Origin of the sequence: Rhodococcus sp. YH3-3 (genome assembly GCF_001653035.1) — a bacterium.
GTDB lineage: Bacteria > Actinomycetota > Actinomycetes > Mycobacteriales > Mycobacteriaceae > Rhodococcus_F > Rhodococcus_F qingshengii.
The window spans coordinates 1362408-1377883 of sequence record NZ_BCWH01000002.1 but is presented as its reverse complement, the minus strand read 5'-3'; the positions used below and the strand labels follow the sequence as shown (position 1 = coordinate 1377883).

General features: G+C 62.6%; 13 protein-coding genes and 1 tRNA gene. 8 read left to right on the top strand and 6 right to left on the bottom strand.

Going from position 1 to position 15476, the window contains the following annotated elements:
- Positions 1 to 45: 45 nt before the first annotated feature.
- From YH3_RS19320 to YH3_RS19310, 3 genes are read right to left on the bottom strand one after another with little or no spacing between them, the layout of a single operon-like run.
- On the bottom strand, positions 46 to 777 hold the full coding sequence (locus tag YH3_RS19320; RefSeq protein ID WP_064443883.1) for a hypothetical protein: 732 nt from the start codon (positions 775 to 777) through the stop codon (positions 46 to 48).
- Positions 774 to 2291, bottom strand: coding sequence for a carotenoid oxygenase family protein (locus tag YH3_RS19315; RefSeq protein WP_030534915.1), 1518 nt, complete (start codon positions 2289 to 2291; stop codon positions 774 to 776). The genes YH3_RS19320 and YH3_RS19315 overlap by 4 nt, the downstream gene beginning before the upstream one ends.
- Before the next feature lie 48 nt (positions 2292 to 2339).
- Positions 2340 to 3572, bottom strand: coding sequence for an acetyl-CoA acetyltransferase (locus YH3_RS19310; protein WP_064443882.1), 1233 nt, complete (start codon positions 3570 to 3572; stop codon positions 2340 to 2342).
- Positions 3573 to 3695: 123 nt separating this feature from the next.
- On the opposite strand from YH3_RS19310, the gene YH3_RS19305 reads away from it, so the two are divergent.
- From YH3_RS19305 to YH3_RS19285, 5 genes are all read left to right on the top strand, one after another.
- Positions 3696 to 4907: an acetyl-CoA C-acyltransferase gene (locus YH3_RS19305; RefSeq protein ID WP_042921373.1), complete on the top strand. Its 1212-nt coding sequence runs from the start codon at positions 3696 to 3698 to the stop codon at positions 4905 to 4907.
- Positions 4904 to 5827 carry an SDR family NAD(P)-dependent oxidoreductase gene (locus YH3_RS19300; protein ID WP_064443881.1) on the top strand — a complete coding sequence of 308 codons (924 nt, stop codon included), beginning with the start codon at positions 4904 to 4906 and terminating at the stop codon, positions 5825 to 5827. Before YH3_RS19305 ends, YH3_RS19300 begins: the two co-directional genes overlap by 4 nt.
- Positions 5824 to 6648 carry a DUF1295 domain-containing protein gene (locus tag YH3_RS19295; RefSeq protein ID WP_064443880.1) on the top strand — a complete coding sequence of 275 codons (825 nt, stop codon included), beginning with the start codon at positions 5824 to 5826 and terminating at the stop codon, positions 6646 to 6648. The genes YH3_RS19300 and YH3_RS19295 overlap by 4 nt, the downstream gene beginning before the upstream one ends.
- Entirely contained in the window at positions 6645 to 7511 is an 867-nt protein-coding gene (locus tag YH3_RS19290) for an acyl-CoA thioesterase II (RefSeq protein ID WP_030534920.1), read from the top strand. The genes YH3_RS19295 and YH3_RS19290 overlap by 4 nt, the downstream gene beginning before the upstream one ends.
- A gap of 81 nt (positions 7512 to 7592) precedes the next feature.
- Complete coding sequence (locus YH3_RS19285; RefSeq protein WP_003940366.1) at positions 7593 to 8591, top strand: helix-turn-helix domain-containing protein; 999 nt, start codon at positions 7593 to 7595, stop codon at positions 8589 to 8591.
- 9 nt (positions 8592 to 8600) lie between these two features.
- Here the strand turns inward: YH3_RS19285 and YH3_RS19280 are convergent, their stop codons facing one another.
- Positions 8601 to 9980, bottom strand: a complete 1380-nt coding sequence (locus tag YH3_RS19280) for an LLM class flavin-dependent oxidoreductase (RefSeq protein WP_047272629.1) — start codon at positions 9978 to 9980, stop codon at positions 8601 to 8603.
- A gap of 242 nt (positions 9981 to 10222) precedes the next feature.
- On the opposite strand from YH3_RS19280, the gene YH3_RS19275 reads away from it, so the two are divergent.
- Positions 10223 to 10298: transfer RNA gene (locus YH3_RS19275), tRNA-Arg, on the top strand.
- Between the two features lie 49 nt (positions 10299 to 10347).
- Positions 10348 to 11310: a formylglycine-generating enzyme family protein gene (locus tag YH3_RS19270; RefSeq protein ID WP_064443879.1), complete on the top strand. Its 963-nt coding sequence runs from the start codon at positions 10348 to 10350 to the stop codon at positions 11308 to 11310.
- Between the two features lies 1 nt (position 11311).
- Here YH3_RS19270 and YH3_RS19265 read toward each other — a convergent pair whose 3' ends face one another.
- On the bottom strand, positions 11312 to 12229 hold the full coding sequence (locus YH3_RS19265) for a TauD/TfdA family dioxygenase (protein ID WP_064444230.1): 918 nt from the start codon (positions 12227 to 12229) through the stop codon (positions 11312 to 11314).
- 35 nt (positions 12230 to 12264) lie between these two features.
- The gene (locus tag YH3_RS19260; protein WP_064443878.1) at positions 12265 to 12933 is read right to left on the bottom strand and encodes a TetR family transcriptional regulator; all 669 of its coding nucleotides are present in this window, start codon (positions 12931 to 12933) and stop codon (positions 12265 to 12267) included.
- A gap of 205 nt (positions 12934 to 13138) precedes the next feature.
- Here YH3_RS19260 and YH3_RS19255 point away from each other — a divergent pair, with 205 nt between their 5' ends.
- Positions 13139 to 15475 carry an arylsulfatase gene (locus tag YH3_RS19255; protein WP_064443877.1) on the top strand — a complete coding sequence of 779 codons (2337 nt, stop codon included), beginning with the start codon at positions 13139 to 13141 and terminating at the stop codon, positions 15473 to 15475.
- Position 15476 lies beyond the last annotated feature (1 nt).

Below are 15476 nucleotides of genomic sequence, written 5' to 3'. Positions count from 1 at the left end.
TTCGAGCGATCGGCCCCGAATTCTGTCGTTCGATGTGAAGCACGCTCAGCGTGGGTGAATCCGGAACTCCACGCCGCCGACACTCAGCCCGGGCTCGACGGCAGACGCGCCGCTCGACGCCGCCAGATCGATTGCAGTGAGCATCGACCGCTCCCCCTGAACGAACGACACGACGCGTGATCCCAGCCTGATCGAGAGTGGTTGCGCCGAGACCGGTTTCTTTCCGAACACTTCGGCCCACAGCGTCGCCGTCCTGGCCGGATCGGGCGAGGACACGTCGACGCCGAGGATGTCGTCGACCCAGGGATCGAGGGAAACCTCCTTCTCCGTCTCATCCCAGAACCACTCGTCGGCGTCGGGAATCTCGTCGAGTTCTACGAGCAGTCCGAGATCACCGGGATGAAGTTGGACGATCCGGTGACCGTAGGCCTCGAGATCTGCCACCGTCCGAACATCCGCCGCAGCTGCACGTTCCAGATAGGGCTCGATGTTCGAAACCTGGATCGAGAGTGCATAGCCGCCCTCCCCTCCGCCCTTGCGGATCCATCTCGCCAGCGAGACCTTCTCGTCGAGCGGCGCGACGATCTCGAGAAATGCCTGCGGCCCGACGGCCAAGGTCTCGTCGGCCAAACCGATGTCTTCGAGCAGTGGATCCGCGAATCCTGGTGCCAGATTCAATGCTTCGCGCAATTGGTGACCGGTCTTGTCCACGTCTCGTGCACCGATCACCACCTGTCGCAGGATCTCCCACGTGCCCGCGTCGTGCGTGCCCGTCACAGTCCGACCGCTTCGGCGGCGGTGTCGGCACTCTGCCAGCGTCGGAGCTCGGCGCCCGGAGCCCACGTCGAGTGCGTACCACTCGAAATTCGTTCGGGAAGGCGAAGTTTACACAACGGTCCGTCTCCGACGCGGGCAGCGTCGAAGATCAAGCAGAAGGACGCATCCTCGTTCATGTCAGTGGTCAACGTGATGAGATAGCCGTCGTCTTCGGCGGTACCACCCACGCGCGGCGCCATCGAAGTCTCGCTGCCGTACACACCGTCACCGAAGGAGAATCGTTCCTCGTTGCCCGTCAGCAGGTCGTGTTTGACCAAGCCGTCGAACAGGAACCACGACGGTTTACCCGAAGCCGCATAGGCGTATCGGTACTTCTCGCCCGCGAAATTCCCGTTCATCATGCCGAATTCGGTGATCGAGTCACTGAGTTGCTCCTCACGCGTGGCTCCGGTGACCAGGTTCAAACGCCAGCGGTGAAGCCGGGTCTGCATACGATCGAGAGCGAGGAAACGGAAGGCGCGCTCCCACTGATTGCCCATACCGTTGTCCGACGGTTCCGGATCGCCCTGGTAGAAACCGTCCAGAACAATCTCGTCGCCCTCTTCGTAGGCGTTCACGAAGTGCAGGACATAGGTCGGATCGGCTTCGAACCACTTGATGTCAGAGGTATTTCCGCGGCGTGGGATGACTCCGAGACGCAGCGGGATATCGGGATGGAAATTCGCGACGTGCGCGCCCTTCTCCAGCAGAACCGGATCCCAGAACAAGGGGCAGTCGTTGAGGATCGCGTAGTTCTCCGTGAAGGCCATGTCGTGCGGCAAGCGCGGACCGGGAAGTGGGACGTCGACGTAGTGGACCAACTCGTTGGCCGAGTCCACGACGCCGTAGTGCATGTACGGCGCTTCCTTGCTGTAGTTGAAGAACAGCATTTCTCCGGTCTTGTCGTCCACCTTCGGATGCGCGGACACACCCCATTCGAAGGGGAACTTGCCGTTCCAGCTTTCCTTGCCGAGTGTCTCCGCCGACATCGGATCGAGACGATACAGATCTCCGCACTGGTAGAAGCTGGTGAGAGCAGTCCCCCGGTGAACGACGACGTCGGTGCTGGACGCGTCCTTCATCCGGGTGCGCGCACCCTTGCCGCCCTCGGGGCGACTGAGTTTGGGAGACTCGGCAAGCCCGGCCCACAACGCAGCGCCGGCATCCTGCTCGGCCGCCAAGCCGTCGGTACGTACGAATCGGTTGCGGTAGAACGACTCTCCGTCGCGAAAGCCCACGATGTGAATCATGCCGTCACCGTCGAAGGGGTGATACGCCTTCATCGAGGGATGGAGCGGATTCTCGGTGTTACGCAGGTAGACACCGTCGAGGTCTTTCGGAACCTCACCGAATACGACTTCGAGGTTGTCCGCTTTGAACTCGGTGGTCTGGGGTTGCCACGGGCCGGTGCGATACGGGTGATCGTCATCGGCGGGAAGGGTGGACAACAACTTGCCTACGATTTCGACGTCCATGGAATTCTCTTTTCGACTGATTGGGAAAGGCTGGGTTGGGCTGCACTTTCAGGAAACTGCGTCGACGACAAAACTGACGGTGGTGGCCGTACTTCCACCGAAGTTGAGCGTCGCAAAGCGGCTCGCACCCTCGACTTGGAAACCGCCGGCCGTTCCCGTCACCTGATGGGCCGCGTCGAGAAGCATTCGAACACCACTGGCACCCACCGGATGACCACCGCCGATCAGACCGCCGCTGGGGTTGATCGGTAGCTTGCCGCCCATGGCGATGTCACCACTCTCGATGGCTTTCCACGACTCGCCGGGCGCGGTCAGACCGATGTGGTCGATCGCGAGATACTCACTCGCCGTGAAACAATCATGTGTTTCGATCCCGTCTATCCCGGCCAGGTCGACTCCGGCCCGGGAGAAGGCACCCATCACCGCATCCCGAACGTGTGGCATCACGTAGGGATTATCGGCGTCGCGGGCCAGCTTCTGCTCGAGACCTAAACCAACTGTCCGGTGACCCCAGCCCGCGATCTGGGCCAGCGGAGTCGCCGCGGCATCAGGATGCTCTCGGAGGTACTTGTCCGTCACCAGCACAACCCCGGCGCCACCGTCGGTCACCTGACTGCAATCGAATCGTCGAACACCACCTTCCACAACAGGATTGGTGGCGTCGCCGCCGCCTGCATTCCCGAGTAGATCGGGCACCGCCCAACCGCGTGTCTGCGCGTTGGGGTTGTTTTTCGCGTTTGCGAAGTTGATCTGCGAGATCGCGCGAAGGTGAGATTCGTCGATCCCGTAACGCCGCCCGTACTCCTTCGACACACGGTCGAACATGTACGGCCACATGAATTTTGCTTCCTGACCTTCGTGTCCGACCCAGGCTGCAGCGCCCAGATGGCCGGCCGCGTCATCACCCGGAACCGTCTTCTCCAGTTCGATACCCATCACCAGAGCCACGTCGTAGTTGCCGGCGCGCAGGTCTGCCATCGCTGCAAGTACAGCGATACTGCCCGATGCGCACGCCGCCTCGTGCCGAGACGAGGGCACACCCCACAGGTCTGGATGCACGGTGGCGGGCATCGCGCCCAGCTGACCTTGGCCGGCAAACAATTGACCGAAGGCATTACCGACGTGGATCACCTCGATGTCGGTGGCAGGAACCTTCGCCGCGTCCAGGGTGTGGTTCACCACCTCTTCGGCAAGGTTCGCGAAATCGAGTTCCTCACGGGTGAAGTTCCGTGCGAAGTCGGATTGGTACCCGCCGAGAATCCAAATGTTCGAAACAGTCATGACCTCTCCCCTTGCCGATCCGGCCTCGGTGACGTCACCGAGATACCCGCGCAACGGCGGTTGTAATTTCACCGCAACCGTACTACAACTAGCAGAGTAACTCTACTAATTGAAGGGTTGAAAATGACTGATGCTTTTGTCCTCGACTACGTGCGCACACCGCGCGGCCGAGCATCGACGCGAGGTGCCCTCCACGAACACAGCCCAGTCGATCTTGTCGTCCACCTGGCCAAGGCTTTGCAGGGTCGAACGAACCTCGCCGCAGAACAGATCGACGACGTCGTTCTCGGTTGCGCATCGCAAGTGGACGAGCAGGGCGCGAACATCGCTAGAACTGCCGCACTCCTTGCCGGTTGGGGCGACTCCGTCCCCGGCGCAACCCTCAACCGATTCTGCGCATCCGGCGTCGACGCAGTCGGCCAGAGCGCGGCCCGCATTCGCGGCGACGACGTGTCCCTCGTCGTGGCCGGTGGCGTCGAAAGCGTCTCCCGGACTCCGATGTTCAGTGATCGCGGACCGCTGTGGACCGACCCGGCAACCATCGCGCAGATCGGCTCCATCCATATGGGTGTTGCCGCCGACTTGAATGCCACGATCGAGGGGTACTCCCGCGACGAGTTGGATGCATACGGCGTCGAAACCCAACACAAGGCTGCCGAGGCCTGGCGCAACGGCGCATTCGAGCGGTCCGTTGTGCCAGTTCCCGGCAGAAATGGTGAAGCCGGAATCGCGCACGACGAACTGGTCAGGGCCGACACGACGGCAGAGGGACTCGCAGCGCTGCCTGCCGCCTTCGAAGGGCTCGGCGCCGCCGGTCAGGATGCACTCGCGCTCGCTGCCTATCCCGAGGTAGGAAAGATCGAACACCTGCACACCGTCGGATCCTCTCCCGCCATGGCCGACGGCGCAGCGCTCCTACTCCTCGGATCCGAGAAAGCCGCGGCGAGAGCCGGCCTGACCCCTCGCGCACGGATCATCGGATCCGCCTCGACTTCGGTGAATCCGGTCCTCATGCTCACTGCGGGTCAGAGCGCCGTGGAGGCAGTCATCGCGCGAGCCGGGCTTCGTCCACAGGACATCGACGTGTTCGAGTTCGCAGAGGCCTTCTCCGCGCTATGCCTACGGTTCCGCCGCGACCTGGACGCCGGGCCGGACCGCATGAACCCCAACGGAGGCACGATGGCGATGGGCCATGCATTCGGCGCCACCGGAGCAATTCTCGTCGGCGCATGTGTCGACGAACTGGTACGGAGCGACGGTCGCTACGGTGTGGCCGCGGTCAGCGGCGCCGCCGGTGTCGGAGTCGCGGTGCTCGTCGAACGGATCGCCTCATGACCGTCAGTTCACTCTCCGGCCGCGTTGCCGTCGTCACGGGAGGGGGTAAGGGCCTCGGCCGTGCCGTCGCACTGCATCTCGCGAGCCGAGGGGTCACGGTGATCGTCAACAATCGGAATCGCACACTCGATTCGAGCGGCCGAGGCCCCGCAGATCAGGTTGTCGACGAAATCCTCGAAGCCGGTGGACAGGCCGTCGCCAACCACGACGACGTCACCGACCCCGACGTCGGCCGAAAGTTGGTGGACGACGCTCTCACTCGGTTCGGACGACTCGATTTCTGCATCACCAGCGCCGCGGTCAGCGGTCCACAGATGCTTCATCGCACCACCGCCGAGAACCTCAGCACCGTCATCACGACAAACGTCGTCGGAACCGCACTGGTCGCCGCCGAAGCCTCCCGAGTGATGCGCGAAGCCGGATTCGGGCGCATCGTGATGATTGCCTCGACCGCAGGACTGCACGGAGAACCCACCGTGTCCGCCTACGCCGCCAGTAAGGGTGCCGTCATCGCACTGGGCCGCACCGCGGCCGGCGAAGGCGCGAGTCGCAATGTGTTCACCAATGTCGTACTGCCCTATGCCACTACGCAGATGACCGAGTCCGGAATGGATCCACGATTCATCGACATCATGGGGGCCGACCTGGTAGCCCCGGTGGTCACTGCTCTCGTCGATCCCGAGTCCACGACCAACGGGCAGGTGATCGTCACCGCAGGTAACGGAGTGCGTTCGGCCGACGCCGTCGAGGGCTCGACCGAATTCTTACCCACCACCACAGAACTCGATGCCAAAGCGCTCGACGCACTGCTCGTGACCAGCCGGCTCGGCACTCCTCACACCTATCCGAGCGCACAGGAAGCCTTCGCGGACTTCGCTTCCGAACTGCTCGACCACCACAATCAGAAAGCGCGCGCATGACCGACATCCCACTGGACGACCTTGCACTGAACTTCGGTGTGAGCGCACTCGCCGTGCTCGTCTTCATCGCAGTCGTGATGGCCGTAGCCATCCGCATGAACAATCACTCGATCATCGACATCTGTTGGGGGCCCGGCTTTGCCGTCGTCGCCGCCGTCTCGTACCTGACGTCCATCGGATCGGACGGCAACGATCTGCGTCGCCTCGTCGTGCTGGCACTGACCGTGGTGTGGGGAATGCGACTCGGCCTCTACATCGGCTTCCGAAACCGTGGGCACGGGCAGGACAAGCGCTATACTGCCCTGCTCAAACATCAACAGGGACCGCTGGTTCCGTTCCTGATTCGCAAAATTTACGGCCTCCAGGGCGTCCTCATTCTCGTGGTGTCGCTGCCCGTCCAGTTCGCGATGTACGAGTTTCGCGCCCTCGGAGTCCTCGGCGCGATCGGCATCGCGGTCTGGACCGTCGGCTTCGTCTTCGAATCGGTTGGAGACTACCAACTTTCCCGCTTCAAAGCTGATCCGGCCAATGCCGGGAAGGTGATGGACCGTGGGCTCTGGGCCTGGACCCGCCATCCCAACTACTTCGGTGATGCATGCGTCTGGGTCGGACTGTTCATCCTCGCGCTTGGTGATTTATTGGCGCTGATCACGATCGTCTCTCCGATCGTCATGATCAAACTGCTGGTGAGCTACAGCGGTAAGGCCCTTCTCGAACGCGGCATGCGCAAGAGCAAGGGGCAGGCCTACGACGACTACGTCGCCCGGACCAGCGGATTCTTACCTCGTCCACCCCGTCCGGCACGAAACCACGCGTCGTGAGCGCCCCCACGAGTGGTCTCGCCGACGTCTTCGATCTGGAATCGACCGGCCCGGACCGGTGGCAAGGGTCGAACGACGGCGTTCGTCTACCTCAATTGTTCGGCGGCCAACTGGTAGCCCAGTCGATTCTCGCAGCCGGGCACACGGTTACCGACGGCAAAGCGATCAGTTCCGTCCACACCCACTTCCTTCGCCCGGGATCGACGGAGCATGCAACCGAGTTCTCGGTAGATCGACTTCGCGACGGAAAACGCCTGTCCACCAGAGGCGTCGACGTCCACCAGGACGGACGACTCGTCTGCCGTTCCACGGTCTCTGCCTCCTCGATCGACGAGGGCATCACTCACAGTCGCGCAGTACCTACCGCACTCCCGCCCACTGAGTGCGTGACGTTGCAAGAGTTGGCCGAGGCAGACGGTGGGTTGGGTGAGGTGTGGGAGGAGTTCTCCGCCATCGAGATTCGTGTTTCCCCCCTTGATTCGCACTCCCCCACCGCGCATTCGGCGGCGCCTCCGCGCAACATCTGGATGCGTTCGGCTCAGCGGCTGAGCGACGATCCACTGATTCACGTGGCTGCTCTCGCTTATGCCAGTGATCTGATGCTGATGGCAACCGCACTGACTCCGCACGGCTACGACATCGGGCAGGAGCACTCGCTCGACACGGACTGGACTGGTGTGTCCCTCGATCACACGATGTGGTTTCAACGCCCTGTGCGAGCGGACGAGTGGCTGCTCTTCGAGCACGCGACCCCCACAGCTCACGCCGGCAGAGCAGTCGTGAATGCGGCGGCCTTCGATCGATCCGGACTCCAGATCTGCCAGATCACTCAGGAAGCGTTACTCATTGCCCGCACCGAGTGATTCCCGACTCTTTCTGCAGACCATTCGGTACGGTCTCGCGGTGCCGCAGGGTTCGCGGCCTATGATTTCGGGGTGGTACGAGTGAATGCAGCCGGATCTTCGACACCCACCGCGTCGGCGGGCGTCACCGAGTTGCCTGCCGGCGGTCCGAACGCACTGGCCGTCACGCTCGGGTTGTTGGGGGACGAGTGGAACCTCTGGATTCTGCGATTCGCCCTGTTGGGGTCGCGGCGATACAACGACTGGCTCGCCCTCGGGGGAATCTCCAACTCCGTATTGTCCTCACGGTTGGCGGTCCTGACGGCCGGCGGAATGCTCGAGCGTCGTGAGTATCAGCAGAACCCGCCCAGGCACGAATACTCGGTCACCCGCAAAGGGCAGTCGATCTGGCCCGTCCTCATCACCATGTGGTCGTGGGAGAAGCAGTGGGCGCCCAATGAAACCCAGCCGCTTCCACCACTGCGGCACAGCACCTGCGGAAACGACTTCACCCCGATCCTGCGCTGCAAGGAGTGCGGCGAGGACGTGGACGTACGATCCCTGGACTCCCAAATGGGTCCGAGTGGGGACTTCTCACGCAGTGTCCCGGAAGCAACATCGCGGCGACGCTCCACCAAGTCCGAACGCCGTCCGGAGATTCTGGCTCACACGATGGAACTTGTCGGCAATCGCTGGTCAGCGGCGATCATCGGTGCAGCTTTCCGAGGCGCTCGCCGCTACGGAGAGTTCGCCGAGATCACCGGTGCACCACCGGCGATAGTCGCGGATCGCTTGAAGCACCTCACCGAGATCGGTGTGATGGAAACGCGTCCGCTTCCGGATCGCCCACAGTGGTCGGAGTATCGACTCACCGCCAAGGGCACGGCGTATTTCCCCGTGGTGATGTGCATGATCTCCTGGGGTCAGCGTTGGTTCAGATCCGCGGACGGCCCGGACATCGTTCTCCATCACAAGGCCTGCGGTAAACGGTTCGAAGCACGCTTGGGTTGCAGTGTGTGCGGTGAAGAGTTGAGGTCTTCGGACATCGAGGCCGTCGACCTCACCACCTCGGTTCACGTACCCGGGTCCGGCTGGTCCTGAGGTCCCCGCTCAGCCGGCAGTGCGGATCCGGTCGAAGCTCCGGCCTCGGTGTTCGAGCGGCAGCCTGTCCCCTCGCCCGAACAGTTTGTTGCGCAGCGTTCCCTCGTCGTAGTCGCTCTGGTAGGCACCTCGTTTGGTCAGCTCCGGAATCACATGCTCCACAATGTCTTCGAAGGTTCCGGGAGTCACCGCGTACGCGAGATTGAAACCGTCGACGTCGGTCTCGGACACCCACTCCTGCAATTCGTCGGCGACCTCCGCGCCGGAACCGACAACGATCGGGCCGAGCCCGCCGATGCCCGCCCACTCCGCGATGTCCCCCACCGTCCATTCGCCACCTTTCTCGTCGGCCTGACGAAACGATGCGACCGCGGATTGAATGGCATTGCTCTCGACGTTCCCGATCGGCTCGTCCGCTCGGTATCCGGAGAGGTCGATTCCCATCCACCCCGAGGTGAAAACGAGCGCGCCTTCACTACTCGCGTAGCTGCGGTAGTCCTCGAGTTTCGCCTGGGCCAACTCAGGGGTTCGGTCGGTGATGATCGTCAACAGTGTGTAGATGCGGGCCGAGTACGGATCTCGCCCGACCTTCGTCAGTTCGTTTCGGATTCGGGCAACGGTGTCTTTGAGAATCGCCTTTGTCGGTGCACCGACAAAAATTGCTTCGGCATTCTCAGCGGCGAACCGCACCCCACGAGGCGACGCGCCGGCCTGGAAGATGACCGGCGTCCGCTGCGGAGAAGGTTCGGAGATGTGGATGCCCGGAACGGTGAAGTGCTTGCCTTCGTGCTCGATCGGATGAACCTTGGCGGGGTCCGTGTAGACCCCGGTGGTTCTGTCACGCACCACCGCGTCGTCTTCCCACGACGTTTCCCACAACTTGTAGAGAACTTCGAGGTACTCGTCCGCGTGGTCGTAGCGATCGTCGTGCTGGAGTTGGTCGTCCTCGCCCATGTTCCGTGCGGCCGAGGGGAGGTATCCGGTGACCACGTTCCACCCGATTCGCCCGTTCGTCAGGTGGTCGAGGGTGCTCAAGCGCCGAGCGAACGGGTAGGGATGCTCGAAAGCTGTACCTGCGGTGATCCCGAAGCCCAAGTGCTCGGTCACGGCAGCCATCGCCGACGCCAGCAGTAGCGGGTCCGAGACCGGTACCTGCGCGCCCTGCCGCAGCGCTGCGTCGTGATTGCCGCCGTACACGTCGTACGTTCCCAACACGTCGGCCAGGAACAGCCCGTCGAATCGTCCACGCTCGAGGAGCTTCGCCAATTCCGTCCAGTACCTCAGATCCGTGTACCTGGACGACTGGTCCTCCGGGTGGCGCCACAGACCTGGCGATTGGTGGGCGACGCAGTTCATGGCAAAGGCGTTGAATCGGATTCTGCGGGTCATTCCCGCACGATGCCGTGCCTGCTCCGCGGTGAACACCATTGCGATCAGTGCGATCGGTTCGGCTCCTGCTTGCACCCGGCGATACCGTCGACTTCGCGACCTCGTCGGCGGGCCGCTACACTGACTAGCGCAGCTGTGACGCCCGAGGCTTCGTGCCGACAGGTCGAGCGGATGCAACAGCAGTATCGGGAAGCGAAAACCCCGGCAGCACAGGGTTTTCAGTGCTTGTCGGTACGCTCCCCGCCCTCGTAGCTCAGGGGATAGAGCATTCCTCTCCTAAAGGAAGGGTCGCAGGTTCGAATCCTGCCGAGGGCACCAGGTGGGACTCTCCCCACATCGGCGTGACCAACGTGCCATTCTTGAATTCATGACGACGCCTCACTCCACGGCTACTCCCCCGAAGAACATGTCTTTGATCCCGGGTGGGACGTACTGGATGGGCTCCGAAGATTTCTATCCGGAAGAACGCCCAGTTCACCAGGTCACAGTCGACGGATTCTGGATGGACACGACGGCGGTGACGGTCGCCGAGTTCCGACGCTTCGTGAAGGCAACCGGCCACGTCACCACTGCTGAAATCGCCCCGGACGCCGCCGACTATCCCGACGCCGATCCAGCCCTCCTCGTCCCGGGATCGTTGGTCTTCAATTCGCCACCCGGCCCGGTTTCACTTGACGACTACACCCAGTGGTGGTCGTTCACTCCCGGCGCCGATTGGCGCCATCCCGAGGGCGCCGACAGCAACATCGGGGGACGTGAACGGCACCCCGTCACCCACGTGTCGTACTTCGACGCCCAGGTCTACGCCGCGTGGGCCGGCAAGGAACTCCCGACCGAGGCCGAGTGGGAGTTTGCCGCCCGCGGTGGACTCGATCGCCAGGCGTACGTGTGGGGCGATCACGACTCTCCGGGCGGGCGGCCCGGTGGCAACGTGTGGCAGGGCCAGTTCCCCTGGGAGAATCTGCTCGAGGACGGTTACGAGCGCACCGCTCCGGTCGGAAAGTTCCGGCCCAACGGCTACGGACTGTTCGACATGGCCGGGAACGTGTGGGAATGGACGGCCGATCACTACACATCGGACCACGCCCACAGTTCCAAGAACGTCGCGCCGGCCTCGTCGTGCTGCATTCCTCGTAATCCCCGAGCGGAGTTCGCCACGGAGGCGTTGGTGGGCGAACCCTACGCGCGACGGGTGATCAAGGGCGGCTCACATCTGTGTGCACCGAACTACTGCTTGCGCTACCGCCCCGCCGCGCGGCAGGGCGAATCCGAGGAGTCCTCGACCTGCCACGTCGGCTTCCGGTGCATCATCCGCATTCCGCAGGAGTAGATCAGAAGGGCACGTCCCCCAGGATGGCCACCCGCTCCATGACGCGGCGATGAGGGAAGTAATCACTCGCTGCGTAGTGCTGGGTAGCCCGGTTGTCCCAGAAGGCAATGGAATTCGGCGCCCACTTGAAGCGGCACTGAAAGTCCGGGACCTTGACCTGCGCGAACAGCAAATTGAGCAGATCGTTGCCTTCGACAGAATCCATATCCGGAATGTGGGTGGTGAAAAGGCTGTTGACGAACAGCGTCTTCCGCCCGGTCTCCGGATGCTTACGCACCATCGGGTGCAGAACCGGCGGGTACTGCTCCTTCATCTGTTCCAACTTCTCCGGGCTCATGCCGCGTCCGAAGGACGGCACAAAATCGTGGATGGCGTCCTTGCCGTCGATCAATTCCTTGATCTCGTCGGGGAGGCAGTCGAAGGCGTTACCCATATCGGCCCAGAGCGTGTCACCACCGGCAGGCGGTACGTCGATCGCCCGAAGTACTGAACCGAGCGGCGGCGTCTTCGTCCAGGTGACGTCGACGTGCCAGATGTTCTCCGTTCCTGGACTGTCCTCTCCGCGTTCGAATCTGACGACTGCCGGGACCTCTCCCTGCGGGAGAAGTGGATGAACCTCGAGTTCACCCCAATGGGCCGCGAAGTCACGATGATTCACGCTCGAAATCGGCTGGTCCCGAAAGAACACGACCTTCCATTCGAGGAGGGCCCGGCGCACGTCCTCGATCTGCTCCTCCGACGGATCACGCAAGTCGATATCGCTGATCTCGGCACCGATGAACGGTGTGACGGGTGTCAGAGTGAACCGCTCGTACGGCCTCGATTCAACGCCTTCCGGATTGCGCCTCATTCCGCGTGGTCCGAATTCGATTGTGTGATTGCCGATTTGGACTGTTCGTGATGATGTAAGGGTAGCCATCGAATGACTCCGTCCTGTCGTGTCGTGTCGCGGGGTCACACGTCAATCGACGCGTCCACCCGCTTTGCTCGTGTGCGTTTGTGTGCGCTTTGGGGCGCGGTCAGTGCTCCTACCGCGAGATCGACCAGATGATCCACCGTCGTATCGAAATCTGCCTGCACAACGGGGTTTTCGTCTTCGCGGCGCTGCTCGAAGATGGCCAGAGCAGAGACGCTCATGTTGAACGTCAGATCGATCCGTTCAACCGCGACGCGGCGGGGCAGATGCGGCAACGCCCGCGTCAACCTGACGACAACTTCGTTGATCCCCTCGCTGACCTCGCGGAACTCAGCACTCTGCGTATCCACCGACGGTGAGATTCGGGCAATGAACCTCGCATAGTTGGAACCGTCGACCGTCGCCAGAAAATCTGCCAGCGGGTACAGAAAGGCTTCGACCAAAGCACGGACCAAGTCGGTCCGCCCACTGGCGTCGATGTCGTCGAGATACGTCAGTCGCGCTGCGTTGATCTGATCCATCCGATGCCGGAATACGGCCAGCACCAGACCGTCTCGCCCACCGAAGTGATACTGAACTGCAGAGTTGTTGCGCTGCCCGGCCGCAGTCGCCACGTCCCGCATGGACACTTCGTGAATACCTTGCTCGGCGAACATCCGCTCGGCGACGGCGATCATGGCGTTCTTGGCATCCAACGAGGCGGGCATACACCGACCATATAAGTCACTGTCTTAATTCCGCAAGCCCCATCCCCTGTGCGCGGTTAGGGAGTGCAGGGACTCCTTAACCACTCACGGGGGTAGTTGTCCCAGTCAACGAGACATACGCCGCCAACTGAATTCCGATCGATACGCTCCAGATTAAGACGACTGCTTAATCCGCCCGGTTTTGCACACGCCAAGGAGCCTGCTGGTGAATCGCCATTCCATTCCGATCATTCCCGAGACGCCGAACGTCGCGGCCGCCGTGTACTACCCCGATCAGAATCCCCCGTACACCCGCCCGGAACCGCTTCGCCCGCCGGCCGGGGCCCCGAACGTGCTGCTGATCATGATCGACGACGTCGGATTCGGCGCACCCTCCGCGTTCGGTGGCCCGTGCCGCACCCCCACCGCCGAGCGTTTGGCCGAAACCGGCGTGAAATACAGCCGATTCCACACCACGGCTCTGTGCTCGCCGACGCGTGCCGCCACACTGACCGGGCGCAACCACCACAGTGTCGGTATGGGTGTCATCTCCGAAATGGCCAACGCGGCACCGGGATACAACGGGACCCGCCCCGCCTCTGCCGCCACGGTCGCACGCGTCCTACAGGGAAACGGCTATGCGACAGGTGCTTTCGGCAAGATGCACCAGACCCCGACGTGGGAGACCACCGCTGCCGGGCCGTTCGATCGTTGGCCGGTCCGTGAGGGTTTCGACAAGTTCTACGGTTTCCTCGGTGCCGAGTCCGACCAGTTCACCCCGGTTCTCTACGAGGACTTCACGATGGTCGACTTACCCAAGACACCACAGGAGGGTTACCACCTGTCCGAGGATCTCGTCGACCACGCGATCGAATGGGTCGAGGGCGTCAACACGATGGACCCCGACAAGCCGTGGTTCTGCTACCTCCCCTTCGGCGCGTGCCACGCTCCACTCCAGGTCCCGGACCGCTACCTGGACAAGTACGTCGGCGAATTCGATCACGGGTGGGATCGCCAACGCGAGATCACCCTCCAAAAGCAGAAGGAACTGGGCGTCGTCGCTCCTGACACCGAATTGGCCCCGTGGGCTCCGGGGCTCCCACACTGGGACGAACTCGACGACGACCAGAAGAAGGTCTCGGCCCGTCTGATGGAGTTGTACGCGGCGTTTCTCGAGCACACCGACGACGAGGTAGGCAGGCTCGTCGACCGGTTGCAGGACATGGGTGTACTCGACAACACTCTGGTGCTCTACATGATGGGTGACAACGGCGCTTCCGCGGAAGGCGGAATGGAGGGTTCGTTCAACTACCTCGCCGGCCTCAACGGTTACAAGAGTGCGACATCCGACGTACTGGCGCGCTACGACGAATTGGGGACCGAAACCAGCTACCCGCACTATCCGGCGTCGTGGGCTCTGGCTCTCGACACCCCTTACCAGTGGGCCAAGCAGGTTGCGTCCCACTACGGCGGTACCCGAAACGGTCTGATCGCCCACTGGCCCAAGGGGATCGACAAGCCAGGAATCAGGGAGCAGTGGCATCACTGCGTCGACATCACGCCGACAATCCTGGAAGCTGCCGGCATTCCGGCACCGACCAGCGTCGACGGGGTCACCCAGAAACCGATGGAAGGCGTGGCGATGAACTACACCTTCGCCGAGCCCGACGCCGAAGAGCGCCACACCACACAGTATTTCGAGATCTTCGGCAACCGCGGAATCTACGATCACGGTTGGACCGCAGTCACGGCCCACCGCGCACCCTGGCTGATGGCCACTCACGGCCTCGAGCTCACACCGATGAGCGAGGACCGTTGGGAGCTGTACGACACCTCGGTCGACTGGTCGCAGGCCCGCGATCTCGCGGACGAGCATCCCGAGATCCTCGCCCGGCTCAAGGAAAAGTTCCTCGTCGAGGCGGCCAAATATCAGGTGCTGCCGCTGGACGACAGAACGGTCGGTCGCCACGCCACCGCGGAATCACGACCCCCGCATCCGATGATGGGCCGCAAGACCCTCACGCTGTACCCACACATGAACGGTCTGGTCGAGAAAGCCGCGCCGACGTTCTTCAACCGCTCGTACACGCTGACCGCAAGTCTGGGTAGCGTCGCCGACGGCATGCTGGTCAGCCTCGGTGGCCGGTTCGGCGGATTCGCTTTGTACATACTCGATTCCGTCCCCGTCTACTGCTACAACTTCAGCGGCGGTGGTCGGACCTTCGTGCGTGGGCGCAACCCGCTGGCACCCAATGCACGCGAGGTGTCCGTCCACTTCGAGTACGACGGCGGCGGAATCGGCAAGGGTGGAACCGCAACCCTGAGCGTCGACGACGAGGTGGTCTCCGAAGGCCGGATCGAGAAGACCACTCGGGCGATCTTCAGCATGAACGAACAGCTCGACGTCGGCATCAACCGGGGAAGCCCGGTCGCGGAAGAGTTCGCGGACAAGGGCACGTTCCGCTACGGCGGCAAACTCCACAGCGTGACCGTCGACTTACGATCCACCCGAGATGTGGTGTCCGCAGAGGAACGGGAGAAAATCTCACTCGCCGTGCACTGAT